The following is a 24,197-nucleotide window of genomic DNA, read 5'->3' as shown; positions in this document are numbered from 1 at the left end:
GCAAAGAACGCGGCTGCACCAAACCCGGCTGCGACGCCCCCGCCTACCACAGCCAGGTCCACCACATCAAAGGCTGGGCGGCCACCCACCGCACCGACATCGACGACCTCACCCTGGCCTGCGGCCCCGACAACCGCCTCGCCGAACAAGGCTGGACCACCCGCACCAACACCACAGGCGAAACCGAATGGATCCCCCCACCGCATCTGGACCGCGGCCAACCCCGAACCAACACCTACCACCACCCCGAAAAACTCCTCCACCCCGACAACGACGACGACGAACCCGATTGAGCCGGGCCGGTTTTCGCCGTCAGCTGAAGGCGCTGGTGATTGCTTCCATGTCGAAGTAGTCACGCCACGCGACGATGCGGTCGTCGCGCACCTCGAAAACGCCCATCACCGGCAGGGGGATCGTTTGGCCATCCTTGCGGCGCATCACGTCGGTGCGCTCGTTCATCACCAGCGTGCCGTCGCTGATCTGCCGGTGCACGTTGAAGTCGATCCCGTCGAATGCGGCGATGAACCCCGCGATGAAGTCTCTAATCGCCTCCCGGCCCTGCAGTGGCTGCATCGGAATGTTGTGGTAGACAGCGTCTTCGGTGAAATAATCGGCCAGCTGGTCGGGGTCGGGGGACGCCCAACGCGCGCAGAATTCGGTTACCAGATCGTCGGCCGAACGTGTCATATTTTCATGCAACACATCGAGACGCGGTAAATCAAGGCCGCTGTCAGTCGAAGGTGACGACGACCTTGTCGGCGGCACCGGGCGTCGCGGCCATCCGCAGCGCTTCCGATACGTTGTCGAACGGGACCGTGTGGCTGACGATGACGGCGTACTTCTCCCAGTTGGCGATGATGTCCTTGGTGACGTCGAAGATCTCCGTCGGGTAGCCCATCGAACCGACGATCGTGACCTCGTTGCTCATCACGTTGAGGAAATCGACGGGCACCGGCTCCTTATGCACGGCAACCACGACGACCCTGGCTCCCGGCTTCGCCGCCGTCAGGGCGGCGGTGATCACGGCCGGCGCGCCCGCGGCATCCAGGTAGATGTCGGTGCCCGCCTTGCCCGGAAACATCGACTCGCCGGCGCCGTGGAGCTCGACCAGCCGTCGCGCGACGTCCTCGCCGGCGGAGTTGATCACCGCGTCGGCGCCCACCTTGAGGGCCTTCTCCAGCCGGGACGGGATCAGGTCGACGACGATGACATGCCGTACACCAACGGATTTGAACCCGATCGTCGCGCCAAGTCCAATTGGGCCGGCGCCGAACACGACGGCCTTGTCGGAGGGCTTCGGCGCGGCCTGGTTCACCCCGTGCCGCGCCACGGCCATCGGCTCGTTCAACGCGGCCACCTCGAACGGTATGTGATTGGGCACCACCTCGAGGCTTTCGCCGCGAACGGCCTGCTCGATGAGCAGATACTCCCCCAGCGCGCCGCTCGCACCGCCGTTGCCGATGATCCCGCTGGGCGCGACCATCGGATTGATGACCACGTGGTCGCCGATGGCGATGCCCGCCACGCCGTCGCCGACCTCGACGACTTCGCCGGCCGGTTCGTGCCCGAGCGGCATTTGCCCTTGCCGCGGCGGTAGTCCGCCCAACGCGATGTACAAAGCGTCCGAGCCGCAGATGCCGCAGGCCCGCATCTTCACCAATACGTCCTTGGGACCGACGGTTGGCTTGGGCGCCTCGATGAGCTGTGTCTGCCCGGGTCCGGTAACCATTGCGACTCTCATCGATGCGCTCTCATTTCCCCTTCGGGGACAACAGCTTTTCGGCCGCGGTATAGGCGTCGTCGTGGCCGTCGACCACCGCCTCGGCGAGGCGGTCGAGATCCGGCCGCGTCCGCAGCAGCGTTTGCGCCAGCGAAAGCATCTGCGCCCGCGCCCTCGCCACCCGGCGCTCCCGGCTGTCGGTGCGGTGGTGGTCGTCGATGGCGGCCACCAGATCCGCGACGCCGTCTCCCCTGGCGGCGACGAGGCTCACGATCGGGGCGCTGGTTTCGGCGCGCAGATCCCGCACCGTCTGTTCGGCGCCCTCGCGGTCGGCCTTGTTGACGGCGACGATGTCGGCGACCTCCAGCACGCCGGCCTTGGCGGCCTGCACCGCGTCTCCCGCCCCCGGATTGAGGATGACGATGGTCGGGTCGGCGACGGCGGCGATCTCGATCTCCGACTGCCCCACTCCGACCGTTTCCAGCAACACCACGTCGTATCCGATCGCGCCCAGCAGCCGGATGGCCGCGGGAACCGCGGCGGCCAGACCCCCGACGTGACCGCGGGTGGCCACCGAGCGGATCAGGACGTCGGAGTCGTTGATGTGGGCGGTCATTCGGATTCGGTCCCCCAGCAGCGCGCCGGCGCTGAACGGCGACGACGGGTCCACGGCCAGCACGGCGACGCGGCTGCCGCGCTCGCGGTAGGCGCCGACCAGGGCCCCGATCGTCGTCGACTTACCCGCGCCGGGCGGCCCCGTGATGCCGATGACGCGGACCGCCGACGGTTCGAGATTCGCCAGCACCTCGTCGCGACGGTCGCCTTCGACCAGGCTGAGCAGCCGACCCGCCGCGCGCGGAGATCCGTTGCGCGCACCCGCGATCAGGTCGGCGATCGTCATTTGCGCATTATGGCGCAGCGACCTCGATGACGGTCGCAGAACCCATCCCGCCGCCGGCGCACATGGCCGCAACGCCTATTCCGCCGCCGCGGCGGCGCAACTCGTGCACCAGGGTGACCAGCATCCTGGCCCCGGTCGCCGCAACGGGGTGCCCCAGCGAGCAGCCGCTGCCGCTGACGTTGACCCTGTCGGGGTCCAAGTCGAGCAGCTTGATGGTGGCCACACACATGGCCGCGAAGGCCTCGTTGATCTCGAACACGTCCACGTCCGATACCGAAATACCCGCGCGGGCAAGCGCTTTCGGTATGGCTTCGACCGGCGCCAGGCCGGTGATGGCGGGGTCGACGCCGACCGACGCCCAGGACCGCACGGTGGCCAGCGCGGGCATTCCGAGTGCGTCGCTCGCGATGATCAGCGCCGCCGCACCGTCGTTGGCGCCGCAGGCGTTGCCTGCGGTGATGGAGAAGCCGTCGATCTCGGGATGCAGTGGCTTGAGCGCGGCGAGCTTTTCCATGGTGGTGTCGCGCCGCGGATGCTCGTCGACGGAGAACAGCCCGTGCGGAGTCTCGATGGGAACGATTTCCTCCTTGAAGCGGCCCTCGTCGATCGCGGCGATCGCGTTGCGGTGCGACCGCAGCGCCCAGGCGTCCATCTCCTCGCGGCTCACGCCCGCCTTGACCGCGGCGTTCCAGCCCACGGTGATCGACATGTCCATGTTCGGGGCGTCGGGGCGGTCCGGGTGCGTCGGCGGGAACCAGTCGACCCACTCGCCGTCCACCTGCACGCGCGATCGCGGCGACGTCGAGGCCGAGTTCACCCCGCCGGCGATGATCAGCTGATCCATCCCCGCGCGCACACTGGCGGCGGCGCTCTGCACCGCCGCCTGACCGGCCGCGCAATGCCGGTTGTTGGCCAGACCCGGCACGTGGTGCAGACCCGCCGTGATCGCCGCGTGGCGGGCGACGACACCGCCGCCGTACAAACCTTCGCCGAGGATCACGTCGTCGACCTGCGCCGGATCCAGCTCCTTCGCCACCTCGCTGACCACATGGTGCGCCAGGTCGAATGCGCTGGTGTCGCGCAGCGTGCCCTTGCGGGCGGTGCCAATGGGCGTGCGCAGGGCGGACACGATGACGGCTTCGGGCACGGGCTTCTCCACTTCGGCGATCGCACTAGTGAGAACACTATTCTCTCATTTCGAGAGTGCGAGTTGCAACCAAAGGCCGCCTCGCCAGCAGACGCAGAATCGCACACCGTGGCGCCGAAACGTGCGATTCTGCGTCTGCTCGCCAATCAACCAGGAGGCAGGGATCGGCAATGGAGGGGACAACGGCGGTCCCGGGCGGCAGCGTGTGGTTCAAGCGGGTGGGCGGCGGTGCCGGCCTCCCGCTTCTCGTGGTTCACGGCGGACCGGGCTTACCGCACGACTACTTGCGTTCGCTCGAACGGCTGGCCGATGAGCGAGAGGTCGTTTTCTGGGACCAGCTCGGCTGCGGACGGTCCAGGCGGCCGTCCAACACCCAGCTTTGGACGATGGAACGCTCGGTCGCCGAAATGGACGCGGTGGTCAACGCGCTCGGCCTGAACCGCTTTCATGTCTTCGGCAATTCCTGGGGCGGAATGCTGGCGCAGCAGTACGCGCTCGATGTGGAGTCGGATGCCGCCAGCCTGACCATCTCGAACAGCATCGCGTCGATACCCGAATTCTCGAACATGGTGGCGCGCTTGAAATCCGAGTTGGACCCCGCGACTCAGTCGGCCATCGACCGCCACGAAGCGGCCGGCACGACCTACTCGGCCGAATACCAGGCCGCCATCCGCACCTGGAACGAAACCTACCTGTGCCGCGTGCGTCCCTGGCCCAGGGAACTCGAGGAGGCGTTCAGGAACATGGGAACAGATGTCTTCGAGACCATGTTCGGCCCGAGCGACTTTCATATCGTCGGAACCATCCGCGACTGGGATGTATTCGGCCGATTGGGCGAGATCACCTTGCCGACAATGGTTCTCGCGGGCCGCTTCGACGAGTGCGTGCCGGAGCACGCATGGGAGATGCACCAGCGGATTCCCGGGTCACGATTCGAGTTGTTCGAGGCGAGCGCTCACATGCCCTTCATCGAGGAGCCGGACAGGTTCGACCTCGTGATGCGTGAATTCCTGCGCCAGCACGACATTTGACACGCGCGAGATCAGTTCTTGCCCTCGTTCAGTTTGGTCACAATCGTCCGGAAGTCCTCCGTGGTGAACGACTGGTGCTCGGCGGAAAGCGCATAGTCCAGGCTGGCGAGCACCGCGCGCTCCAAATGGATGTTGAGCACCCGCTTGGTGCTCTCGACCGCTTGTTGGGGCAGCTCCAAAATCTTTTTGGCGCAGGCGATCGCCTCCGCAACGGGGTCCGCCGCCACATGGTTGGCCAGCCCGAGCTCGACGGCGCGCTGCGCCTTGATTCGCGTGCCGGTCAGCGCGTACTCCTTGGCCAGCAGCAGGCTGATGTGCAGCGGCCAGGTTAGCGGCCCACCGTCGGCGGCCACCAAACCCACCTGCACGTGCGGGTCGGCCAGGAAGGCGTCCTCGGCGATGTAGACGATGTCGCTCAGCGCGACCAGGCTGCAGCCGAGCCCGACGGCCGGCCCATTGACCGCCGCCACCACGGGAATTCGGCACCGCGCCATGCCCAGCACGATCTCGCGCCCGTCCCGGATGGTCTTGGCGCGCAGGTCCGCATCGGTCGACAGCTCCTTGAGGTAGGCGAAGTCGCCGCCGGCCGAAAACGCCTTGCCGGCCCCGGTGATCACCGCGGCGCGGGCCGTGGCGTCGTCGGTCAAACGCTGCCACAACCGCGCGAGCCCCACGTGGAGGTTGTCGTTGACCGCGTTCAGGTCGTCCGGGCGGTTCAGCGTGATGATCCGAAGCGCCCCATCGGCACGGACGTCGATTTCGGCTGGCATGTCGTACATTTAGACTCCCAATCCCAGGATTCGCGAGGCGATGATGTTCTTTTGGATCTGCGATGTCCCACCCATGACGCTCTGCGCGCGACTGTACAAGTAGGCGCTGAGCAGGTCCGGATCGCGGGTCCCTGCCACCGCCAGCGCGGCGTGTCCGACGGATTGCTCGACCCAGGTCATCAGCAGCTTGTCGAGCGACCCTTCCGGGCCGTGCGATACCCCGTCCAGCTGCTCGGACAATCGGCGCCGGACGTGATGCGTCAGCATCTCCGATTCGACCGCCGCCCAGGCGAGCTCTTCAGGAACCGGACCATCGTTGCGCGCGAACAGGTTTCGGACCAGCTTGCCGTATCGGGCCGCGTAGCCGAGCGTGGAGGGTTCGCGCTCGTGGCCGATGACGGTCATGGCTACCGCCCAGCCTTCACCCGGCGCACCGACCATCCGGTCCGCGGGCACGGTGGCGCCGTCGAAGAACACCTGGCCGAATTCGTTGGTTACCCCGTTCATCATGCGCAACGGCCGCTGTTGCACGCCAGGCTGTTTCATGTTGAGCACGAACGCCGACAGGCCACGGTGGCGCTTGGCCTCGGGATCGGTGCGCGCCAACAACAGACACCAGTCGGCGACGTCGGAGTAGCTCGTCCAGATCTTGTGCCCCTGCACCACATAGGTGTCGCCCTCGAGCGTGGCGGTGGTGGTCAGCGACGCCAGGTCGGAGCCGGCGCCGGGCTCGCTGAAGCCCTGGCACCACCGCTCGGTGCCGTTGATGATGCCGGGCAGGAAGCCTTTGCGCAGTTCGTCGCTCCCATGCCGACCGATGCCGTACACCAGGTAGCCCACGCTCGGGCGTGGGGGGGCGCCGGCGCGGACCAGCTCCTCGTCGACGATGACGTCGTACACCGGCGCCAGCTCCCGGCCGCCGTAATCGCGCGGCCAGGACAGTCCGAAGAAGCCGTTGTCGTAGAGGGCCCGATGCCAGTCGGCCATGCGCTCCCAGTACTCGTCCCCGGAGCCGGAATATTGCTTGGCGTGCAACGCAAGCCAGGCGCGCAGCCGCTCGCGGAAGGCGGCCTCGTCCGGCGAGTCACGAAAGTCCAAAGTCGATCTCCTTCAGCGTCACGGGCCAGAGTTCGGTCGATGTCAGCGCGCGGCGCAGGTAGACGTGGATCAGGCACTCCCAGGTGTTCCCGATGCCACCGTGCACCTGCACGGCGGTCTCGCAGACCGTGCGGGTGGCCCGGGCGCAATACACCTTCGCGACCTGGGCGGCCCAGATCGCTTCGGGTGGCGCGAGTTCGTCGACCCCCCACGCGGCATGGCGCAACACGCTGACCGAACCTTCTATCAGCGCAAGGCTTTCGGCGAGCAGATGCGCGACGGCCTGATACGACCCGATCGTCTTGCCGTACTGCTCGCGCATCTTCGCGTAATCGCACGCGACCGCGTGCGCGCCCCGGGCGATGCCCACCAGGTCCGCCGACGTGGCGACCAGCGCGAGGGCCAGCCATCGTGCCGCGGCGTCGGACGTCACCTCGCCGACAGCAGCGGGGGCTGCCACCAGGTCCGCCTCGATGCGCGTCAGGTCGGCGCCGGTGCGGGCCGCTTCCACGTCGGCCGCCCGAACGCCAGTGCCGGAGAGCAACAGGGCGCGACGGGCGTCGCGGGCGTCGATCGCCCGGTCGCCGATCGCCACCGTCGTTCCCGCGCTGTCGGCGCCGATGCGCCGGGCCAGGTCGTCGGCCAGCACCGGACCCAGGAACGGTGCGTCGACCAGTCGGCGCCCGAATTCCTCGGCGACGATGGCCACCTCGACGCCGGACGCGCCGTCGGAACGCAGCGATCTCCAGCCGGTGGCCTCAATTTGCTTGTCCAGCCGCGTGATTCGGCCCTCGTCGTCGAGGTCCTGCACCGCGCCGAGCCCGAGATCGTCGGCCAACTTGGCGGCGGCGTCGCGAAGTTGCCGCTGTTCAGACGTCAGACGTACATCCATAAGTCTCCTTCAGTACGCGCCGCAGCACCTTGCCCGAGGGCAGGCGCGGGATATCGTCCACGAACACGACGCGGCTCAGGCGCTTGTACGAAGCTAGCCGCTCGCCCACCCTGGCGGTCAGCTCGGCCGCGCCGACCTGTCCGCGGAGTGCGACCGCCGCAACGATCGCCTCGCCGTTGATCCCGTCGGGAACGCCAAAAACGGCACAGTCCCTGACGGCCGGATGACCGTGCAGCACCCTCTCGATCTCCGCCGGTGCCACCTGGAAACCGCGCACCTTGATCATCTCTTTGAGTCGGTCGGTGATCCGCAGCCAGCCGTCACCGTCCAGCCAGCCGACGTCGCCGGTGCGATACCAGCCGTCGCACATGGCGTCGGCGGTCGCCTCGGCCGGCAGGTAGCCGGCCATCAGCGACATCGACCGGGCCTGGATCTCACCCACCTCCCCCGGCCCGACGGGCCGGCCGGTCTCCAGCGAGGCCACCCGCACGTCCACCCCGGACACGGGACGCCCGACCGAGTCAAGCCTGGCTTGCTGCAACGGATTACACGCGATGACGGGCAGTTCCGTCGTTCCGTAGGCGGGGACCCAACCGACTCCGGTGCGGCGGGTCACGGTCTGCGCGACGCTCGGACTGACCGGCGTCGCTCCCCACATGATGAAGCGCAGCGACGACAAGTCGTAGGACTCGAGATCGGGATGCGACGCCATCGCGAGCGCGATCGGCGCGACCGCCATCTCGACCGTGACGCGGTCCTTCTCGATGTGGCGCAGCATCCGGTCGACATCGAACCGCGGGTGCAGCCGCATCCAGGCGCCCGTCCGCAGGGCGGTGAGGATGTTGAGCAGCCCGAGGATGTGTGACGGCGGCGTGGCGACTTGGATCCGGTCCCGGCGGCTGAGCTGCAGGGCCGCGCGCCAGTGGCCCACGGCCTCGTCCAGCGCGGCGTGGGTGTGTCGCACCGCCTTCGGCAGGCCGGTGGTGCCGGAGCTGAACACCAGGACGGCGTCGGCCCGAGGCGGGAGCGACCCGGCCACCGGCTCCCCGGGCGGGATCGGCTCGTCGAGGTGCAGCATCGGCATCAGGCCGGCCAGCACCGGATGGTCGCCGACGGCGTGCGCCGGCTCGGTGAGCCCCAGCGCGTGATCGACCTCGTCGCGCTTCCACGCGGGGCTGATGAGGACGGCCGTGGCACCGAGCCGCCAGATCGCCAGCAGGACGGCGACGAACTCCGGCCGATTCGACGCCATAACCGCGACCCGCTGACCGGCGGTGACACCGCCTTTGGTCAGCGTCGCGGCCAGGCCGGCGGCCAACGCGTCGAGCTGAGGCAGGCTGAATCGCCGTTCCTCGAACACGAGCGCCGGCGGCTCGCTCACGTCCCGTTCCTTCCCGCAGTCCGACCGTCTTGAGAAGAGGCTATCGTTCTGTGAGAATAGTATTCTCTATACTGAAGAATGCAAGTACGGGAGGGGGCGGTCTGGTGACGGTCACCACGATCATCGAGGAGACTCCACGGGTGACAGATCCCGCAGCCAACAACGGCGCCGAGGTCGGTACGGTGACGATCCACCTCGACCGCAAGAAGGTCACGGTGCCGCGGGTCCCCGGCGAGACGCTGTTGGAGAGCGCGCGGCGGGCCGGCCTCGAGCCGCCTTTCAGCTGCGAGGCCGGCAACTGTGGCACGTGCATGGCCCGACTCGAGGAAGGCCATGCCACCATGCGGGTCAACGACGCTCTCGACGAGGACGAGGTGGCCGAGGGCTACATTTTGACGTGCCAGGGCGTGCCCGACGGCGATTCCGTCACGGTGCGCTACGAATAGTCGTCACAGAGAGGCGGCGGCGATGGCCAAGGGAATCATGCTCGTGGAGAGCGTGCCCAGTTCGCCCGATCGCGAGGACGAGTACAACACCTGGTACGACGAAGTGCACATACCGGAACTGCTGGCGCTCGACGGTATCGTCGCGGCGCGGCGGCTTCGCCCGGTCGATGGGAACGGGCCGTACGTCGCCATCTACGAACTCGAGGGCGACGACCTGCAGGCGATCCTGGACAACATGATTGCCAACGCCGGGCAATTGCACATGTCCGATGCGCTCCAGCTGGATCCTGCCCCCGTTCCGCGGCTGCTGGAGACGACCATCGAGTGCGGCGGCTAGCCCAATCCGGCCAGCGCTGGAGCCAGCCGTTCGAGTTGGCTTATGCCAGAGGCGAAGTCAACGCCGATCGGCAACAGGAGTGTGACATGATCGGCACCGGCGGTCAGGTGGTCGCGCACGTCTGCGGCGATGCCCGGCGGCTCAATCCCGTCAGGGGCAAGGGACAGCCCGACGACCAAGAGCTTGTCCGGACCGAGTGACTGCCGAGCCCGCTCGGTGAACTGAGGAGGCAGCATCGCCGGCAGCGCACCGTCGGCAATATCACCAGCCAGCGCAAGCATTTTCGGGCCGTTGGCGGCGATGATCCGCGGGTACGGTGCGTCGGGCGCCGGCGGCCAGGTGGGGCTGTCCATTCGGTTCACGTAGTCACGCATCGTGGCCAGCGGACTCCCGAACTCCTGGCCGACGCTGGCCGCCTGCTCCGGGTAACCGACCCCGAGGCCGAGGACGAAACGGGCCGGGTAGGCCTGAGCCAGTTGAGCGGCAGCGGCGTGCATGGTCTGGGCCGGCCGGGCCCAGATGTTCGCGATGCAGGTGCCGAAAACCATGTGCTCGCTGGCGGACAGCAGCACGGCCAGTTGCACCATGGCGTCCTTGCCGATCACCTCATTCGTCCAGACGGCGCGGTATCCGGCGCCGTCCAGCCGGCCGACGGCGGCGCGCAACGAATCGGCGGGTGGATTGCTGGTGAAGGAGACCGGCAGGCATACGCCCACCGACCCCCATGCCCGCCGGATCGTGTCGGCACCGTTATCCCGCTCACTCACCGAAGTAGTGGCCTTCGTCGAGATCTTCGACAAGCCCGGGCCTTTCGGGCTTCCAGTCCAGCACCTTCTGCGTGAGGGCGCTCGACGTCGGGTTGTCCAGAGACGCGAACAGCGCCAGAAAGCCGAAATGGCCCGCTTCTTCAGCCGGGATGCTTACCGCCGGCACCTTGAGATGGCGGGCGATGACCTCGGCGATGTCGCGGAACCGCACCCCGTCATCCGCAACCCCATGCAAACGCGTTCCGGCAGGCGCCTTTTCGAGGGCCAGGCGGTACAGGTGCGCGGCATCGAGGGTGTGCAGACCGGGCCAGCGATTGGAGCCGTCGCCGATGTAGGCCGACGCGCCCGTATCGCGGGCGGTGTTGATCAGGTGGCGCGCGAAGCCGTGGTGATCCAGGTTGCTGTGCACCAGCGGCGACAGCCGAATGACCGACGACCGAACTCCGCGCTCGGCCAGGGCGATTACCGCGTTTTCCGAGTCGATCCGAGGTCCGCCGGGCAGGGTGTCGTTTTCGGTGGCGACACGTCCGGGTGCAGCAAATGCGAGCAACAGGGTTCCCGAGGTGCTCACGAAGGGCTTGTCGCTGCCGGCGAGCGCCTCACCCATGGCCTCGACGGCGCGCAGATCGGCCTGGGCGGCGCCCGCGAAGTCGTCCCAGGCGTGCTTGAACGCGAGGTGGATGACGCCGTCGGCCGCGGCGGCGGCGTCTCGCAGGCCGTCCAGGTCATCAAGATCGCCGCGGTGCGCCACCGCGCCGGCCGCCGCCAACGCGGCCGCTCCCTCGTCCGAGCGCGCCAGGCCAGTGACGTGGTGCCCGGCGTCGAGGAGTTCGGTGACGACCGCGGAGCCGATGTGCCCCGTGGCGCCGGTAACGAAGACGTGCATGGAAGTTCCCTCCGGTCCCCTGGTGTCCGTGCCATCAAGTCAAGGGCGGGTTGGCGGGGCCTGTCCAAGTCCTCATTCATATGACGCGATGCAATTCCGGTATCACCGCAGCTAGAGCCTCAATAGACACGGAATGCGGCGGAAGCGGTGGCTACACTTGGCGCATGACCGCCTCGGAACCGCTGGTCGTGGACCTCGACCTTCGGCTGGTCGGGTACTTCGTCGTCGTCGCCGAGCATCGGCATTTCGGCCGCGCGGCCGCCGCTCTGCGCGTCGCGCAACCGTCGCTGAGCCGGCAGATTCGCCGTCTGGAACAGCAATTGGGCGCTCGGCTGTTGGACCGCGCGCCGCAGGGCACCCAGCTCACCGACGCGGGCGAGGTGTTCCTGCCCCGGGCCAAGGCGCTGCTGCGCGCCGCCGCGCAAGCCGCCGCGCAGGCCCGGGCCGCCGCCCAGCCGAGCCGCCTGGTCATCGGTTATACGACGGGCATGATCGTCACGCCGGCGGTGCGCGAGATGCGCCGCGAACACCCCGACGCCGAAGTGCAGGTGACGCACCTGGATTGGGGCCAGGCTCTTGATGCTTTGCTCGGTCATCGGGTGGACGCGGTGGTGACCCGGCTGCCGTTCCCGACCGACGGGCTGCATGTAACGGTCCTGTATGACGAGCCGCGGGTGTTGGCGATCCCCATTGACCATCGCCTGGCGGGTCGGGATTTCGTCACCCTCGACGACATCGCCGACGAGCCGATGCCCCGCGTGCGGAATTCCGACCCGGCGTGGAGCGCCTATTGGCGCATCGATCCGCGACCCGACGGACGACGGGCGCCCGACGGCCCGTTCATCGACGCGCTCGAGGACAAATTCGAACTGATCGCCTCCGGTCAGGCAGTGGCGATCACGCCCCACTTCCACGGTGGTAGCCTGCGGCCCGACATCACGACGGTTCCGCTGAAGGGCGTCGACCCGTGCCACGTCGTCCTTGCTACTCGCGCCGGGGATCGGAGCCGCCTGGTGGCGGCCTTCCGCAAGCTCGCCGAAGCACACCTGAAGCCTTGATACCGACCGGAATTCAGCCCTCGCCGAGCTCCGGCGGCGGCCGGTAGTCGGGCTCATAGCCGGAAACATGGATCGGGCTTCCGACGAGGCGGAAATCCCCAGCCCTCACAACCACTTCCGGGGTGGCTTTGAGCGCCTCGGGCAGCGTCCGGACGGCCGCGGCCGGAACGCCGAGGGGACGCAGCCGCCGCTCCCAGCCGGCGGCGGTGTCGGTCGCCAGCATCGCCGTGACGACCGCCAGCACCTCGTCGCGGCGGGCGACCCGCTCGGCCATGGTGTCGAAGCCGCCGATACCCGCCTCGGCGGCAAACGACTTCCAGAAACCGTCGTGCGTGATGAACAGCGCCAGGTACCCCTCGGCGGTCGGGAACAGCTGCGCCGGAACGTAATACGAGTGCGCCCCGTTGGGCCGGCGCTGCGGCTCGACGCCGTTGTTGAGGTACGCGGAGGCGTGGTAGTTGAGCTGCGACAGCATCACGTCGCGCAGCGACACGTCCACCTGCCCGCCCGTGCCCGAGATGACCTTGGCCAACAGGCCCAGCGCCGCGCACATTCCGGTGGAGTTGTCGGCCGAGGAATAACCGGGCAGTGTCGGCGGCCCGTCCGGGTCGCCGGTCAGGGCGGCGGTGCCAACCCCCGCTTGCACCACGTAATCGAAGGCCGGATCGTCGCCGCCGTACAGGCCGAAGCCGGTGATGGCCACGCAGACGATCCGCTCGTTGTGCCTCCGCAGCGCCTCGTAGGTCAGACCCAGCCGGCGGATGGCGGACGGCTTCAGGTTGACGAGTAGCGCGTGGGATTCCGCGACCAGTTCGCCGAGACGCCGCTGTCCCGCATCGGAGTTCAGGTCCAAAGTGAGGCTGGACTTGTTGCGGTTGAGGCTGGCGAAGTAGGAGGCGCCGACGCTGCGCGAGATCTCGCCGCCGGCGGGTTCGATCTTGGTGACCTCGGCGCCGAGATCGGCGAGCAGCATGGTGGCATACGGGCCCGCGAGCATGGTGCCGACCTCGAGGATGCGTATCCCCGCGAGCGGAGCCGGGTTGGCCGTCAACGCAACTCCGTTGCGAGGGCGGCGATCATCTCGCGCGTCCGCCGCTTGGAGGCGACCAGCTCGTCCCGGTTGTCGCCGATGGGCAGCAGCCGCACCGACACGTCCGTCACCCCGGCGTCGGCGAAGCGGCGCATCCGGGCAAGGATGGCATCCTCGTCGCCGGCCGCGCACAGATCGCCGACATCGCGCGCGTCGCCGCGTTCCAGCAGGCGCTGATAGTTGGGCGACACCTCGGCCTCGCCCAGGATGCGGTTGGCCCGCTCCTTGGCCTCGTCGACTTGCGCAGGCGCGCACAGGCATACGGGGATGCCAGCGACGATCCGCGGCGCGGGACGGCCGGCGTCCGCGGCGGCCTTGGTGATCTTCGGCGCGATGTGGTCACCGATCGCGCGCTCGTCGGCCATCCACAACACCGTGCCGTCGGCGAGTTCGCCGGCGAGCTGCAACATCACCGGCCCGAGCGCGGCGACCAGCACCGGCATCGGGGTATCGGCCCCGATCACCAACGGATTGTGCACGGCGAACGAATCATTCTCGACGTCAACCGGTCCCGGCCCGGCAATCGCGGCGCCCAGCACCTGCAGGTAGTCGCGGGTGTAGGACGCCGGCTTCTCATACGGCAGGCCGAGCATGTCGCGGATGATCCAATGGTGCGACGGCCCGACGCCCAGCGCCAGCCGTCCGCCGGCCACCGCATGCGTCGAGAGCGCTTGCCGGGCAAGGGCGATCGGATGCTGGGCCTGCAGCGGCACCACCGCGGTGCCGAGCTCGATGCGCGAGCTGTGCGCGGCCATCAGCGACACCATGGTCAGGCAGTCGAAGTCGTTGGGCACCTGCGGCATCCACGCGGTGTCCAGACCGGCCGACTCGGCCCATTCGATATCGGAGGCCAGCTTGCTCACCTTGCGGGCCATGTCGCCACGCTCGGCGCCGATCATCACTCCGACGCGCACGATTCCTCCGGGGCTGGTTCGGGACTGCCTGTCAATGAGCGGATTTCGCGCACCAGGTCCTCCAACGGTGTCCCCGTGGGAAACACGGCGGCGGCCCCGGCCGACAACAGCTTGGGTACGTCGGCGTGCGGAATGGTTCCGCCGACGACGACGGCGATGTCGGCGGCATCGGCCGCCCGCAACGCCTCGATCGTTCGCGCCGTCAGCGTCAGGTGCGCCCCGGACAGGATGCTCAGCCCGACGACCGCGACGTCCTCCTGCACGGCTATCGATGCGATGTCCTCGATGCGCTGCCGGATGCCGGTGTAGATCACCTCGAAGCCGGCATCGCGCAGGGTGCGCGCGACGATCTTGGCGCCGCGGTCGTGTCCGTCGAGGCCGGGCTTGGCCACCAGAATCCGCACGGCCATCTAGAAGACCACCGGTTGCTGGAATTCGCCCCACACCCCTTTGAGCGCGGAAACCATCTCCCCGACCGTGCAATACGCGTTGGCGCAGTCGATCAGCTTGTGCATCAGGTTGTCGGTTCCTTCGGCGGCCCGCGACAGTTCCGCGAGCGTGGATTGCACTGCGCCCGAATCCCTTTCGGCCTTCACCTTGGAGAGCCGCTTCAGCTGCAAATCGCGGCCCTCGGCGTCGAGCTCGTAGGTGACCACATCGGGCTCGGGTTCTTCCGAGACGAATCGGTTGACCCCGACGACCGGGCGGGCTCCCGCCTCGACGTCCTGATGCACCCGGAAGGCTTCGTCGGCGATCAGGCCCTGCAAGTACCCGTCCTCGATGGCGCTGACCATGCCGCCGTGGCGCTCCAGGTCGTCCATGATCTCGACGATGCGGGCCTCGGTGGCGTCGGTGAGCGCCTCGACGAAGTAGGAGCCCCCCAGCGGGTCGGCGACGCTGGCGACACCGGTTTCGTAGGCCAGGATCTGCTGGGTGCGCAGCGCCAGCGTGGTGGACTCCTCGGTGGGCAGCGCGAACGGTTCGTCCCAGGCCGCGGTGAACATCGACTGGACCCCGCCGAGCACCGCCGCCATCGCCTCGTAGGCCACCCGTACCAGGTTGTTCTGCGCCTGCGGGGCGTACAGGGAGGCGCCGCCGCACACGCAGCCGAAGCGGAACATCGACGCCTTGTCCGTCGTCGCGCCGTAGCGTTCCCGCACGATCGTCGCCCAACGCCGCCGTCCCGCACGGTATTTGGCGACCTCCTCGAAGAAGTCGCCGTGCGTGTAGAAGAAGAACGAGATCTGCGGCGCGAACTGGTCGATGGTCATCCGGCCGCGCTCGACGACGGTGTCGCAATAGGTGACGCCGTCGGCCAGGGTGAACGCCATCTCTTGCACCGCGTTGGCGCCGGCGTCGCGGAAGTGCGCCCCCGCCACCGAGATCGCGTTGAACCTTGGCACCTCGGCCGCGCAGAACTCGATGGTGTCGGCGATCAGCCGCAGCGACGGTTCCGGGGGCCAGATCCAGGTCCCGCGCGAGGCGTACTCCTTGAGGATGTCGTTCTGGATGGTGCCGGTGAGCTTGGCCCGCGGGATGCCCTTTTTCTCGGCGGCGGCGACGTAGAAGGCCAGTAGGATCGCCGCCGTCCCGTTGATCGTCATGCTCGTGCTGAGCTTGTCCAGGGGGATCCCGTCGAACAGGATCTCGAAGTCGGCCAGCGTGTCCACCGCGACGCCAACCCGTCCGACCTCCTCGCCGAACTCGGGGTCGTCGGAGTCATACCCGCACTGGGTGGGCAGGTCGAGCGCCACCGACAGCCCCGTCCCGCCCTGGTCCAACAGGTAGCGGTAGCGCCGATTGGATTCCTCGGCGGTGCCGAAACCGGAGTACTGCCGGAAGGTCCACAGCTTGCCCCGATAGCCGGACGCGAAGTTGCCCCGGGTGAAGGGAAACTCCCCGGGCGGCGGCGGTTCCGCGGGCCTGTCCGTCGGCCCGTAGACGGGCCGCAGCGGGATGCCCGATGGTGTCTGAGCAGCGTTATCCATCGATGAATAACGTACTTGCAAAAAAAGAGAATGCCAATACCGTAGCGCTGAGCTGGGACGTTACGTTTCTCACCTACGCCCGGCAGAGGATTTCGCCGTGCGGGATCGACAGCCAACCGTCGGGGGCCGCTGCCCACTCCCGCCATGCCGCCGCGATCTGTTCGAGCTGGTCGGAAGTGGCCAGGCCCGAGGCCAGCAGGTCGCGACCCACGCTCGAGTGCAGGATCCGGTCGGCCCACATGCCGCCCCACCAGTCGCGGGTTTCGGGGGTCGCGTAGCACCAGACGCTGCCCGTCGGGGCGACGTCGTCGAAGCCGGCCGCCAGCGCCCAGGACAGCAGCCGCCGGCCCGCATCCGGTTCGCCGCCGTTGGCTCGGTGCGCCTTGCCGTAGAGGTCGAGCCACAGGTCCAGCCCGGGGATAAGCGGAAACCAGATGAAGCCCGCGTAGTCGGCGTCGCGTGCCGCGACGATCCCGCCCGGCCGGCACACGCGGCGCATCTCCCGCAGCGCCTGCACCGGATCCGCGACGTGCTGCAGCACCTGGTGCGCGTGGACGACGTCGAACGTGTCGTCGGGGAACTCCAGGCGATGCACGTCGGCGGTCGTGAAGGCGACGTTGGTCAGGTTGCGCCGCTCGATCTCGGCGCGGGCCACGTCGAGGACGCCGGCGGATTGGTCGACGGCCAGCACCGTTCCGGGCGCCACCCGCTCGGCCAGGGCAGCGGTGATGGTCCCGGGGCCGCAGCCGATGTCGAGCATCGACGAACCCGGCTGCAGGTGGGGCAGCAGATAGGCCGCGGAGTCCTCCGCGGTGCGCCGCTGATGGCTGCGCAGCACCGACTCGTGGTGCCCGTGCGTGTACTTGGCCGGTTGTGCGCTCATGGCGTGAAGCCTACCGCCGGATTCATAATATGAAATTATTATCTCGAAATATGAGACGTCGTCAGTCCACGGGGACGTTGAGTATCGGGCGGTCGACGCCGGCGCCCGGGCCGTCGAAGTGCCACCACTCCCCGGAGTACGGCGCCAGCCCGCCGTACTTCATGGCGTCCCGCAGCCGCGCGCGATTCGCCTGCGCGTCGGCGCTGACACCCTGCGTGGCGTATGCCGTTGCGCGCGAAGAGAAATCGTCGAAGTCGGTACCCATGTCGGCCAGACACAGCCCGTCGACCTGCCGCTCCGCCGGGCACTGCTCGGCCACACTCGTGAAGGTCACGTCCACCGAACGCCCGGACTCATGGCTGTGCGCGTACTGGCCGGGGCGGGCCACCCACGCGGGGTTCGGGACCGCGTTGAACAAGTTGACCTGGACGTCGTGCGGCCGGTAGCAGTCCCAGAACACCAGCACGTGGCCCTGTGGGCGCAGCGACGCCGCGGCCGCCGCCAGCCCCGGACCCATGGATTGATGGACCAGGCATCGCGCGTCGGACGGATATTGCTGCCTGTGGGTGAAATTGTTCGTCGTCGCGTAGCGCAGGTCGATGATCGCGTCGGGTACCACCGTGCGCACGTCGATGAATCCGGCCGCGCGCGCCGCGTCGCTGACCGGCGGCACGTTCGGGTCGGCCCGCCCTGGCGGGGCACCGAGGACCAAGGCGGCTGCCACGACGAGCGGAAGCGTCACACGCATCTGGTCATTCTCGCCGTTCGCCGACCCGAACCACGTTCAATTCGGGGCGATGTCGCCGTCGACGTAGCGCTGCAGGTTGGGCCCGACGGCCGCGACCACCTCGTCGTCGGACATCGAGGCGATCGGCTCGATCTTCCAGACGTAGCGCAATAAGGCGAACCCGATCAACTGGCTGGAGATCAGGCCGCTGCGACGCAGCCGTTCGTCCTCGTCATCGCCCAGCGTGGATTCGCCGATCAGCCCGCGCTCCACGATCAGGCGCAGCTTTTCGCGGGTCTTTGGCTCGTGGGCCGCGGTCAGCACCACCGCCCGCAGCACGGGCCCCACCTCCTCGTCCGCCCAAATCTCCAGCACGTTGCGGATCAGGCGCTCGCCCAACTCCGCCCGGGGCGTGGCCCACGTCCTGGTGACCGAATCGAGGAACTTCTGCGGCGGCGCGGTGGCGGCGTCGAGCAGGCCCTCCTTGGAGCCGAAGTAGTGGTAGATCAACGCCGGGTCGACGTCGGCGGCGCGGGCGACGGCGCGAATCGCGGTGCCGGCCCAGCCGTGTTCGGCGAATTCGTCGCGCGCCGCCGACAGGATGCGCGCCGCCAGAACGCCTCGCTCGTCGCGCGGACCCGGGCTGGTGGAACGCTTCGCCACCGGCTCACCATAGCGTGAAATTTCATCTTGCGTTGAGACTAGTTTCAACGTAGCGTGAAACTATGGCAACGATCCTTCCGGCGCTCAACGGCCCGCAGACCACCGGCCGGCAGTACCGCAACCTCAGCGAGCCGCGGTACGCGAAACGCAGCGACATCAACACCGCCATCGCGATGCGCGACGGCACAAGGCTTTTGGCCGACGTCCATCGGCCCGACGCCGACGGACGCTTCCCGGCGCTGCTCGCCGTCTCCCCCTACCCGCGGCAAGTGCAGGACCTGGGCGCCCCGGCCGGATTCGTCGAGGCCGGCGTGACGGACTTCTGGGTGCCGCGCGGCTACACGCACGTCATCGCCAACCTCCGCGGCACCAACGGCTCGGATGGCACCTTCACGTTTTTCGACGCCCAGGAACGCCGCGACGTGCACGACCTCGTCGAGTGGGTTGCCGCCCAACCGTGGTGCGACGGCAACGTCGGCATGATCGGCATCAGCTACTTCGCGATGGCCCAGCTCGAGGCGGCCGTCGAACGCCCGCCCCACCTCAAGGCGATCTTCCCGCTGGCCGTGACCGCCGACCTGTACGACGGCGCGAACCACCACGGCCTGCTGAGCTCGTCCTTTGTGACGCCGTTCCTGGCCATGATGGGGCTGACCGCCGAGCGCAGCGACCGGCTGTGGCGCAGCAAGCCAGTCGGATTGGCCCGGCGGGTGCTGAAAAGCCCACGCGTGCATAAGAAGTTCGAGACCGCCAACGGCGAGGCGGCGGTGACCATGCTGCGCCAAGTGCTCAGGCTGCCCCACAACCCGCACCCGTGGGACGAACTCTGGCAGGAGGCCGTCGTCAGGCATCCGACCCGCGACGAATGGTGGGAGGAGCGAAACCTGTTGCCGCTGCTCAAGGAGATCGACATCCCCGTCTACCTCGGCTGCGACTGGGAGAACGTGCCGCTGCACCTGCCCTCCACGTTCGCCACCTGGAAAGGGTTGTCCGACAACGCCTGCGTGCGGATGGGCATGCTGGGCAAGTTCGGACTGACGTGGCCGTGGGAAAGCATGCACACCGAGGCACTGGCCTGGTACGACCATTGGCTCAAGGGCCGCGACACCGGCATCATCGAGGGGCCCCCGATCCGGTACTTCCTGCCCGGCGCCGACGAGTGGCGCACCGCCGATTCGTGGCCGCCGTCGCGCGCCCCGCATCGCGAACTCGCGCTGCGCGCCGACGGCGCCCTGAGCGAGGACGAGGGCGAGCCCGGCGGCCGCGAGTTCATGGTCCTGGGCTCGGGCCTGGGTCGGGTCAAACCCAGCAAGATCGACCCGCCGTCGGCGCTGACCTGGACCGGCGCGCCGCTGTCCGAGGACCTCGACGTCGTCGGCGACATCGAACTGCGGCTCGTCGCCTCGGCGACCGCGATCGACACCGGGTGGATGGCCATGCTGCAGGACGTGGCGCCCGACGGAACGACCACCGACGTCACCGCCGGCTGGTTGCGCGCCAGCCTGCGCGAGGTCGACGAGGCGGCCAGCCGACCCGGCGCGCCGGTGCTCCCGTGCCGCAACCCGGAGGCCGTGCCCCTGGGCGAGAACGTAATATATCGAATCCCCTTGGTGCCCAACGCTCGACGGTTCGGCGCCGGCCACCGCATCCGCCTGATCCTCACCAGCGACGACCAGGACCCGTCGGCGCCGGCGATCATGAACTTCCGGCACGCCGCCGTCGGGACCACCAGTTTGAACACGGTTCGCTCGTCGTCGCGGCTGCTGATCCCAGTGCTGACCTAGCCGTACTGGCCTGGCGGTGCGCCACGCGGAATGATCGTGGGATGCCCATGATCGACCTGACGTACGTGCGCGGCTCGCTGGACGACGAGGCGTTGGACCGGCTGACCGACGAGTTGGTGACCGCGCTCCTGCGCGCCGAACGCGCCCCGGACACACCGTTTCTGCGGGAGAACACCTGGGTGTACCTGCATCCGATGGGAGAGGGCGAGCTGTTGGTGGGCGGCCGGGCTCCGGGTGCGCCGCGGTTCAGGGTCGAACTGACGGTCTTCCATGGAGCGCTGGACCAGCATCGCAAGGAACGGCTCGCCGCCGACGTGCACGGCGCGGTGTGCGCCGCGGCCGGGATTGCGCCGCAGGGTCCCCGGGCGTTTCATGTGTGGACGCTGATCCATGAGATTCCGGAGGGCAACTGGGCCGGCGGCGGACAGGTCATCTACTACCGGCAGGTGAAAGGTCTTGTGGCCGAGGACATGCCCGACGAACGTCTCGCCTGAACGCCCGCCCGGCCCGCCGCACCGCCCTATGCTGGCGCACGAGGGAGGAACCGATGGCGTACGTGCAGGCGCAACCGCAGGCGATAGTGACGACGGCGGCGGATGTGGCGGCACTCGGCTCGATGCTCGACGAGGCCGGGGCGACCACGGCGGCCAGGACAACCGGTGTGGCGGCGGCCGCCGCCGACGAGGTGTCCGCCGCGGTGGCGGGCCTGTTCAACGCGTACGGCCAACAGTGGCGGGCACTGATCGGCCGGGTGGCAACGCTGCACGGTGATTTCGCCCAAGCGCTGGCGGCGGCCGGCAACGCCTATGCCACCACCGAGGCCGCCGGCCGGGCCGCGTTCGCCGCGACCGGCGGCCTCACGACCGGCGCCGCGGACCCGCCCGTCACTTTTGTCCTGGGCGGCAGCGGCATGCCTTTCCCTCCGCCGGACTTCGTGACCAACGTCGTCAGCAAGTACGTCGCCCCCCATTTCCCCGTCGGCATCGTTCAAGCCCTGTTCATGCCGGCCGGGGAATATCCGGACAGCGGCATCAAGGACTTGATGCAAAACATCTCGATAGCGCGGGGCGTCACCGCCCTCGACAACGCGGTACAGCAGCAACTCGCCGCCGGAAACACCATCAACGTGCTGGGCTACTCGCAGGGCGCCAACATCGCCGCGCTGGAAATGAAGTTGCTGGACCCGAGCGGCACGCCCAGCGATCTGCCGATAAACTTTGTGCTGCTTGGCAATTCGATGAATCCCAACGGGGGCTGGGATGCGCGCTTCCCGGGTCTGAGCCTGCCGACGCTGGGCTTTTCGACCCTGGGACCGATGCCCACCAACGACTTCGTGACCAAGGTCTACACCATCGAATACGACGGCTGGGCCGACTTCCCGCGATACCCGATCGACGTCTTCTCCGACCTCAATGCCCTGGCCGGCATGGTGACCGTGCACACGGGCTACGACACCCTGACGCCCACGCAGATCAATTCGGCGATCGCGCTGCCGACCCAGGGCCCCACCCAGACCACCTTCTACATGATTCCCAACCCGAACCTGCCGTTGTTGGATCCGGTGCGGCTCATCCCCTACGTGGGCAATCCGATCGCCGATCTGGTCCAACCGGTTTTGACGCCGCTCGTCAACTGGGGCTACGGAGATCCCAATTTCGGCTGGTCCACGGGCCCGGCCAATGTGGCGACCCCTTTCGGGCTCCTGCCGCCACTGAGCGACACCACCGCCCTGGGGCCCGCCCTGGTCAGCGGGATCCACCAGGGAATCGGCGCCGCGATCGGCGACTTTTCCGCCGAGGGTCCCCCGGAACTGCCGTCGCTGCAGGGCATCCCGCAGGCGCTGGCGTCACTGTCGTCGGGTCCGGGCACGCCGGCGCTGCCGGCGGGGGCGCCCACGATCACCGACCTGATTTCGGGCCTGGAGGCGGCGAACACCGGGATCGTCGGCGGCGCGACGACGGCGTTCTCGACGGCCTATTCGGCGCTGCTTCCCACGGCGGACATCACGACGGCGATGCTCGTCTCCCTGCCGTCGTATGACGTCAACCTGTTCCTGAACGGGGTGACCCAAATGGTCAACGGCCAGCCCCTGGCCGGGCTCGTCAACGCGTTCGGCTACCCGGTGGCCGCCGATGTCGGATTGCTCCCGCTGCTAGGCGGATTGGAAGTCGCGGTCCTCGGCGAGGCGGGCTATTCGATCCTGACGGGCACGCCGTACGGGAGCTTCTGACCGTTCCCGCAGCCCCGCGGACACCGCCGGACGAACTAGGCAAGCACCGCGGCGATCTCGGTGGCCGCGTCGGCGCCGTACGCACCCGCCAACCGGGTCTTGGCGACGCCGACGTCCCATTGCCACTCCTGGGTTCCGGTTGACTCCAGCACCAGCACCGCCACCAGCGAGCCCAGCTGGGCCGAACGCTCCACGCTCAGGCCCGCGCCGCGGCCGGTGAAGAAACCGGCCCGGAACGCATCGCCGACGCCGGTCGGGTCGGTCCGGCTGGTCTCGGGCACCGCGTCGACATGCACCGTGCTGCCGCCGCGGTCGACGATGTCGACCCCCTTCGCGCCCAGCGTGGTCACCCGCAGCTCGACCATGTTCATCACCTCGGCCTCCGACCAGCCGGTCTTGTTGAGCAACAACTCCCATTCGTAATCGTTGGTGAACAGGTAAGTGGCGCCGTCGATCAGCTTGCTGATTTCGTCTCCGGACAGCCTGGGTAGCTGCTGCGACGGGTCCGCCGCGAACGCCAAACCCAGGTTGCGGCACTCCTCGGTGTGCACGACCATCGCCGCCGGATCGTTGGCCCCGATGATGACCAGCTCGGGCTTGCCGGCGCGGGACATCACGTCGGCGAGCTCGATGTTGCGTGCCTCCGACATCGCGCCCGGATAGAACGACGCGATCTGCGCCATGTCCTCGTCGGTGGTGCAGGTGAACCGCGCGGTGTGCGCGGTCTGCGAGATCAGCACGTTGTCGCAGTCGACACCGTGACCCTGGAGCCATTGGCGGTATTCGCCGAAGTCGTTGCCGGCCGCACCGACCAGCGCGACGTCGCCGCCCAGCACACCGATGGCGAAGGCGATGTTTCCGGCGACGCCGCCGCGGTGGATCACGAGGTCTTCCACCAGGAAGCTGAGCGACACCTTTTCCAGGTGATCCGCCAGCAGCTGCTCGGAGAAGCGGCCGGGGAACCGCATCAGGTTGTCGGTCGCAATCGAACCGGTTACCGCGATCGTCACGAATTCTCCATCCCTCGTTACTAAGCCCAGCTAACTGCTCACGCACTTGTGCGCTCCGCCGTCACAGCTCTTGAACAGCTTTCGTGGCGGCGTTTAACAGTTGCATAGGTGTATGGTCGGAATCGAGGCTACCCAATGACGCGTCCCTCAACCATTCCGTTCAGCGCAGTAGATTGCGGATCTGGTTGCGATTGCGCCGTGATTGCAGATGAAATTCAGCAGGTGCTGACGTCGTGGTCGCACCTCAAACTCGAAGAACAAATAACCGGTGAGCAAGTAAGACAGCATCGGTTTAGCCAGGCGACGTTTTTGCACACCATAGCCCGTACGGCCTAAATCGTAGAAGGATGTATAACACGTTATGACGACGACCGAAATCTCGTTAACCGCCGACGTCCGTAACGGTATTGATTTCAAGGTGGCCGATTTGTCGTTGGCGGATTACGGGCGCCGCGATATTGAGCTGTCGGAGCA

General features: G+C 68.0%; 27 protein-coding genes. 9 read left to right on the top strand and 18 right to left on the bottom strand.

The window, feature by feature from the left end; translation table 11 throughout:
• The coding region (locus tag A5673_RS04675; RefSeq protein WP_197518289.1) for an HNH endonuclease signature motif containing protein at window positions 1-293 on the top strand (293 nt) is incomplete at its 5' end.
• Window positions 294-312: 19 nt separating this feature from the next.
• Here the strand turns inward: A5673_RS04675 and A5673_RS04670 are convergent.
• Genes A5673_RS04670 through A5673_RS04655 form a run of 4 tightly spaced genes read right to left on the bottom strand, consistent with a single transcriptional unit; the run spans window position 313 to window position 3,768 of the window.
• Complete coding sequence (locus tag A5673_RS04670; protein WP_068227608.1) at window positions 313-687, bottom strand: SgcJ/EcaC family oxidoreductase; 375 nt, start codon at window positions 685-687, stop codon at window positions 313-315.
• 43 nt (window positions 688-730) lie between these two features.
• Entirely contained in the window at window positions 731-1,741 is a 1,011-nt protein-coding gene (locus A5673_RS04665; protein ID WP_068227605.1) for a zinc-binding dehydrogenase, read from the bottom strand.
• A gap of 10 nt (window positions 1,742-1,751) precedes the next feature.
• The gene (locus A5673_RS04660; protein WP_068227602.1) at window positions 1,752-2,621 is read right to left on the bottom strand and encodes an ArgK/MeaB family GTPase; all 870 of its coding nucleotides are present in this window, start codon (window positions 2,619-2,621) and stop codon (window positions 1,752-1,754) included.
• 7 nt (window positions 2,622-2,628) lie between these two features.
• Window positions 2,629-3,768, bottom strand: a complete 1,140-nt coding sequence (locus A5673_RS04655) for a thiolase family protein (protein WP_068227616.1) — start codon at window positions 3,766-3,768, stop codon at window positions 2,629-2,631.
• 170 nt (window positions 3,769-3,938) lie between these two features.
• Here A5673_RS04655 and A5673_RS04650 point away from each other — a divergent pair, with 170 nt between their 5' ends.
• Entirely contained in the window at window positions 3,939-4,799 is an 861-nt protein-coding gene (locus A5673_RS04650) for a proline iminopeptidase-family hydrolase (RefSeq protein WP_068227599.1), read from the top strand.
• 11 nt (window positions 4,800-4,810) lie between these two features.
• Here the strand turns inward: A5673_RS04650 and A5673_RS04645 are convergent, their stop codons facing one another.
• From A5673_RS04645 to A5673_RS04630, 4 genes are read right to left on the bottom strand one after another with little or no spacing between them, the layout of a single operon-like run.
• Complete coding sequence (locus A5673_RS04645) at window positions 4,811-5,578, bottom strand: enoyl-CoA hydratase/isomerase family protein (RefSeq protein WP_068227596.1); 768 nt, start codon at window positions 5,576-5,578, stop codon at window positions 4,811-4,813.
• Window positions 5,579-6,667, bottom strand: a complete 1,089-nt coding sequence (locus A5673_RS04640) for an acyl-CoA dehydrogenase family protein (RefSeq protein WP_068227592.1) — start codon at window positions 6,665-6,667, stop codon at window positions 5,579-5,581.
• The gene (locus A5673_RS04635) at window positions 6,654-7,559 is read right to left on the bottom strand and encodes an acyl-CoA dehydrogenase family protein (RefSeq protein WP_068227589.1); all 906 of its coding nucleotides are present in this window, start codon (window positions 7,557-7,559) and stop codon (window positions 6,654-6,656) included. Before A5673_RS04635 ends, A5673_RS04640 begins: the two co-directional genes overlap by 14 nt.
• Window positions 7,537-8,940, bottom strand: a complete 1,404-nt coding sequence (locus tag A5673_RS04630; protein WP_068227586.1) for a class I adenylate-forming enzyme family protein — start codon at window positions 8,938-8,940, stop codon at window positions 7,537-7,539. Before A5673_RS04630 ends, A5673_RS04635 begins: the two co-directional genes overlap by 23 nt.
• A gap of 104 nt (window positions 8,941-9,044) precedes the next feature.
• Between A5673_RS04630 and A5673_RS04625 the strand changes: the two genes are divergently transcribed.
• Both A5673_RS04625 and A5673_RS04620 read left to right on the top strand, forming a co-directional pair.
• Complete coding sequence (locus tag A5673_RS04625; RefSeq protein ID WP_068227583.1) at window positions 9,045-9,386, top strand: 2Fe-2S iron-sulfur cluster-binding protein; 342 nt, start codon at window positions 9,045-9,047, stop codon at window positions 9,384-9,386.
• A 22-nt stretch (window positions 9,387-9,408) separates the two neighbouring features.
• Complete coding sequence (locus A5673_RS04620) at window positions 9,409-9,723, top strand: DUF4286 family protein (RefSeq protein WP_068227580.1); 315 nt, start codon at window positions 9,409-9,411, stop codon at window positions 9,721-9,723.
• Here the strand turns inward: A5673_RS04620 and A5673_RS04615 are convergent.
• Both A5673_RS04615 and A5673_RS04610 read right to left on the bottom strand, forming a co-directional pair.
• Complete coding sequence (locus A5673_RS04615; RefSeq protein WP_068227613.1) at window positions 9,720-10,460, bottom strand: LLM class flavin-dependent oxidoreductase; 741 nt, start codon at window positions 10,458-10,460, stop codon at window positions 9,720-9,722. The genes A5673_RS04620 and A5673_RS04615 overlap by 4 nt on opposite strands.
• Before the next feature lie 22 nt (window positions 10,461-10,482).
• Complete coding sequence (locus tag A5673_RS04610) at window positions 10,483-11,376, bottom strand: SDR family oxidoreductase (RefSeq protein ID WP_068227575.1); 894 nt, start codon at window positions 11,374-11,376, stop codon at window positions 10,483-10,485.
• A gap of 164 nt (window positions 11,377-11,540) precedes the next feature.
• Between A5673_RS04610 and A5673_RS04605 the strand changes: the two genes are divergently transcribed.
• Complete coding sequence (locus tag A5673_RS04605; protein WP_068227573.1) at window positions 11,541-12,434, top strand: LysR family transcriptional regulator; 894 nt, start codon at window positions 11,541-11,543, stop codon at window positions 12,432-12,434.
• A gap of 13 nt (window positions 12,435-12,447) precedes the next feature.
• On the opposite strand, the gene A5673_RS04600 is transcribed toward A5673_RS04605, so the two are convergent.
• From A5673_RS04600 to A5673_RS04570, 7 genes are all read right to left on the bottom strand, one after another.
• Window positions 12,448-13,485 carry a CaiB/BaiF CoA-transferase family protein gene (locus A5673_RS04600; RefSeq protein WP_082958541.1) on the bottom strand — a complete coding sequence of 346 codons (1,038 nt, stop codon included), beginning with the start codon at window positions 13,483-13,485 and terminating at the stop codon, window positions 12,448-12,450.
• Window positions 13,482-14,438 carry an LLM class F420-dependent oxidoreductase gene (locus tag A5673_RS04595; protein ID WP_068227570.1) on the bottom strand — a complete coding sequence of 319 codons (957 nt, stop codon included), beginning with the start codon at window positions 14,436-14,438 and terminating at the stop codon, window positions 13,482-13,484. Before A5673_RS04595 ends, A5673_RS04600 begins: the two co-directional genes overlap by 4 nt.
• Window positions 14,423-14,848 carry a cobalamin-dependent protein gene (locus A5673_RS04590; RefSeq protein WP_068227567.1) on the bottom strand — a complete coding sequence of 142 codons (426 nt, stop codon included), beginning with the start codon at window positions 14,846-14,848 and terminating at the stop codon, window positions 14,423-14,425. The genes A5673_RS04595 and A5673_RS04590 overlap by 16 nt, the downstream gene beginning before the upstream one ends.
• Window positions 14,849-16,426, bottom strand: coding sequence for a methylmalonyl-CoA mutase family protein (locus tag A5673_RS04585; RefSeq protein ID WP_068227564.1), 1,578 nt, complete (start codon window positions 16,424-16,426; stop codon window positions 14,849-14,851).
• 73 nt (window positions 16,427-16,499) lie between these two features.
• Window positions 16,500-17,309 (bottom strand): methyltransferase domain-containing protein, encoded by an 810-nt coding sequence (locus tag A5673_RS04580; RefSeq protein WP_068227562.1) that lies wholly within the window; start codon window positions 17,307-17,309, stop codon window positions 16,500-16,502.
• A gap of 61 nt (window positions 17,310-17,370) precedes the next feature.
• A complete protein-coding gene (locus A5673_RS04575; protein ID WP_068227559.1) occupies window positions 17,371-18,057 on the bottom strand; it encodes a M15 family metallopeptidase in 687 nt (228 codons plus the stop codon).
• A gap of 36 nt (window positions 18,058-18,093) precedes the next feature.
• The gene (locus tag A5673_RS04570) at window positions 18,094-18,699 is read right to left on the bottom strand and encodes a TetR family transcriptional regulator (protein ID WP_068227555.1); all 606 of its coding nucleotides are present in this window, start codon (window positions 18,697-18,699) and stop codon (window positions 18,094-18,096) included.
• A 62-nt stretch (window positions 18,700-18,761) separates the two neighbouring features.
• On the opposite strand from A5673_RS04570, the gene A5673_RS04565 reads away from it, so the two are divergent.
• Genes A5673_RS04565 through A5673_RS04555 form a run of 3 tightly spaced genes read left to right on the top strand, consistent with a single transcriptional unit; the run spans window position 18,762 to window position 22,713 of the window.
• Window positions 18,762-20,483, top strand: coding sequence for a CocE/NonD family hydrolase (locus tag A5673_RS04565; RefSeq protein ID WP_068227552.1), 1,722 nt, complete (start codon window positions 18,762-18,764; stop codon window positions 20,481-20,483).
• A 41-nt stretch (window positions 20,484-20,524) separates the two neighbouring features.
• Complete coding sequence (locus A5673_RS04560) at window positions 20,525-20,977, top strand: tautomerase family protein (protein WP_068227549.1); 453 nt, start codon at window positions 20,525-20,527, stop codon at window positions 20,975-20,977.
• A 53-nt stretch (window positions 20,978-21,030) separates the two neighbouring features.
• Window positions 21,031-22,713 carry a PE-PPE domain-containing protein gene (locus A5673_RS04555; RefSeq protein WP_068227547.1) on the top strand — a complete coding sequence of 561 codons (1,683 nt, stop codon included), beginning with the start codon at window positions 21,031-21,033 and terminating at the stop codon, window positions 22,711-22,713.
• Window positions 22,714-22,748: 35 nt separating this feature from the next.
• Here A5673_RS04555 and A5673_RS04550 read toward each other — a convergent pair whose 3' ends face one another.
• Window positions 22,749-23,723, bottom strand: coding sequence for a carbohydrate kinase family protein (locus tag A5673_RS04550; RefSeq protein ID WP_068227544.1), 975 nt, complete (start codon window positions 23,721-23,723; stop codon window positions 22,749-22,751).
• Window positions 23,724-24,084: 361 nt separating this feature from the next.
• Between A5673_RS04550 and A5673_RS29845 the strand changes: the two genes are divergently transcribed.
• Window positions 24,085-24,197 (top strand): adenosylhomocysteinase (locus tag A5673_RS29845; RefSeq protein WP_231970879.1); only part of this gene is annotated, 113 nt, incomplete at its 3' end.

It is taken from the genome of Mycobacterium sp. E3198 (genome assembly GCF_001667015.1).
GTDB lineage: Bacteria > Actinomycetota > Actinomycetes > Mycobacteriales > Mycobacteriaceae > Mycobacterium.
The sequence above is the reverse complement of the archived record's forward strand: the minus strand, read 5'-3'. Positions and strand labels throughout refer to the sequence as shown.

Excerpts from the sequence above, each read along its gene's own strand:
- A5673_RS04670 (WP_068227608.1), bottom strand. The coding sequence starts at position 687 with ATGACACGTTCGGCCGACGATCTGGTAACCGAATTCTGCGCGCGTTGG.
- A5673_RS04665 (WP_068227605.1), bottom strand. The coding sequence starts at position 1,741 with ATGAGAGTCGCAATGGTTACCGGACCCGGGCAGACACAGCTCATCGAG.
- A5673_RS04660 (WP_068227602.1), bottom strand. The coding sequence starts at position 2,621 with ATGACGATCGCCGACCTGATCGCGGGTGCGCGCAACGGATCTCCGCGC.
- A5673_RS04650 (WP_068227599.1), top strand. The coding sequence starts at position 3,939 with ATGGAGGGGACAACGGCGGTCCCGGGCGGCAGCGTGTGGTTCAAGCGG.
- A5673_RS04645 (WP_068227596.1), bottom strand. The coding sequence starts at position 5,578 with ATGTACGACATGCCAGCCGAAATCGACGTCCGTGCCGATGGGGCGCTT.
- A5673_RS04635 (WP_068227589.1), bottom strand. The coding sequence starts at position 7,559 with ATGGATGTACGTCTGACGTCTGAACAGCGGCAACTTCGCGACGCCGCC.
- A5673_RS04620 (WP_068227580.1), top strand. The coding sequence starts at position 9,409 with ATGGCCAAGGGAATCATGCTCGTGGAGAGCGTGCCCAGTTCGCCCGAT.
- A5673_RS04610 (WP_068227575.1), bottom strand. The coding sequence starts at position 11,376 with ATGCACGTCTTCGTTACCGGCGCCACGGGGCACATCGGCTCCGCGGTC.
- A5673_RS04605 (WP_068227573.1), top strand. The coding sequence starts at position 11,541 with ATGACCGCCTCGGAACCGCTGGTCGTGGACCTCGACCTTCGGCTGGTC.
- A5673_RS04590 (WP_068227567.1), bottom strand. The coding sequence starts at position 14,848 with ATGGCCGTGCGGATTCTGGTGGCCAAGCCCGGCCTCGACGGACACGAC.
- A5673_RS04585 (WP_068227564.1), bottom strand. The coding sequence starts at position 16,426 with ATGGATAACGCTGCTCAGACACCATCGGGCATCCCGCTGCGGCCCGTC.
- A5673_RS04580 (WP_068227562.1), bottom strand. The coding sequence starts at position 17,309 with ATGAGCGCACAACCGGCCAAGTACACGCACGGGCACCACGAGTCGGTG.
- A5673_RS04575 (WP_068227559.1), bottom strand. The coding sequence starts at position 18,057 with ATGCGTGTGACGCTTCCGCTCGTCGTGGCAGCCGCCTTGGTCCTCGGT.
- A5673_RS04565 (WP_068227552.1), top strand. The coding sequence starts at position 18,762 with ATGGCAACGATCCTTCCGGCGCTCAACGGCCCGCAGACCACCGGCCGG.
- A5673_RS04560 (WP_068227549.1), top strand. The coding sequence starts at position 20,525 with ATGCCCATGATCGACCTGACGTACGTGCGCGGCTCGCTGGACGACGAG.
- A5673_RS04555 (WP_068227547.1), top strand. The coding sequence starts at position 21,031 with ATGGCGTACGTGCAGGCGCAACCGCAGGCGATAGTGACGACGGCGGCG.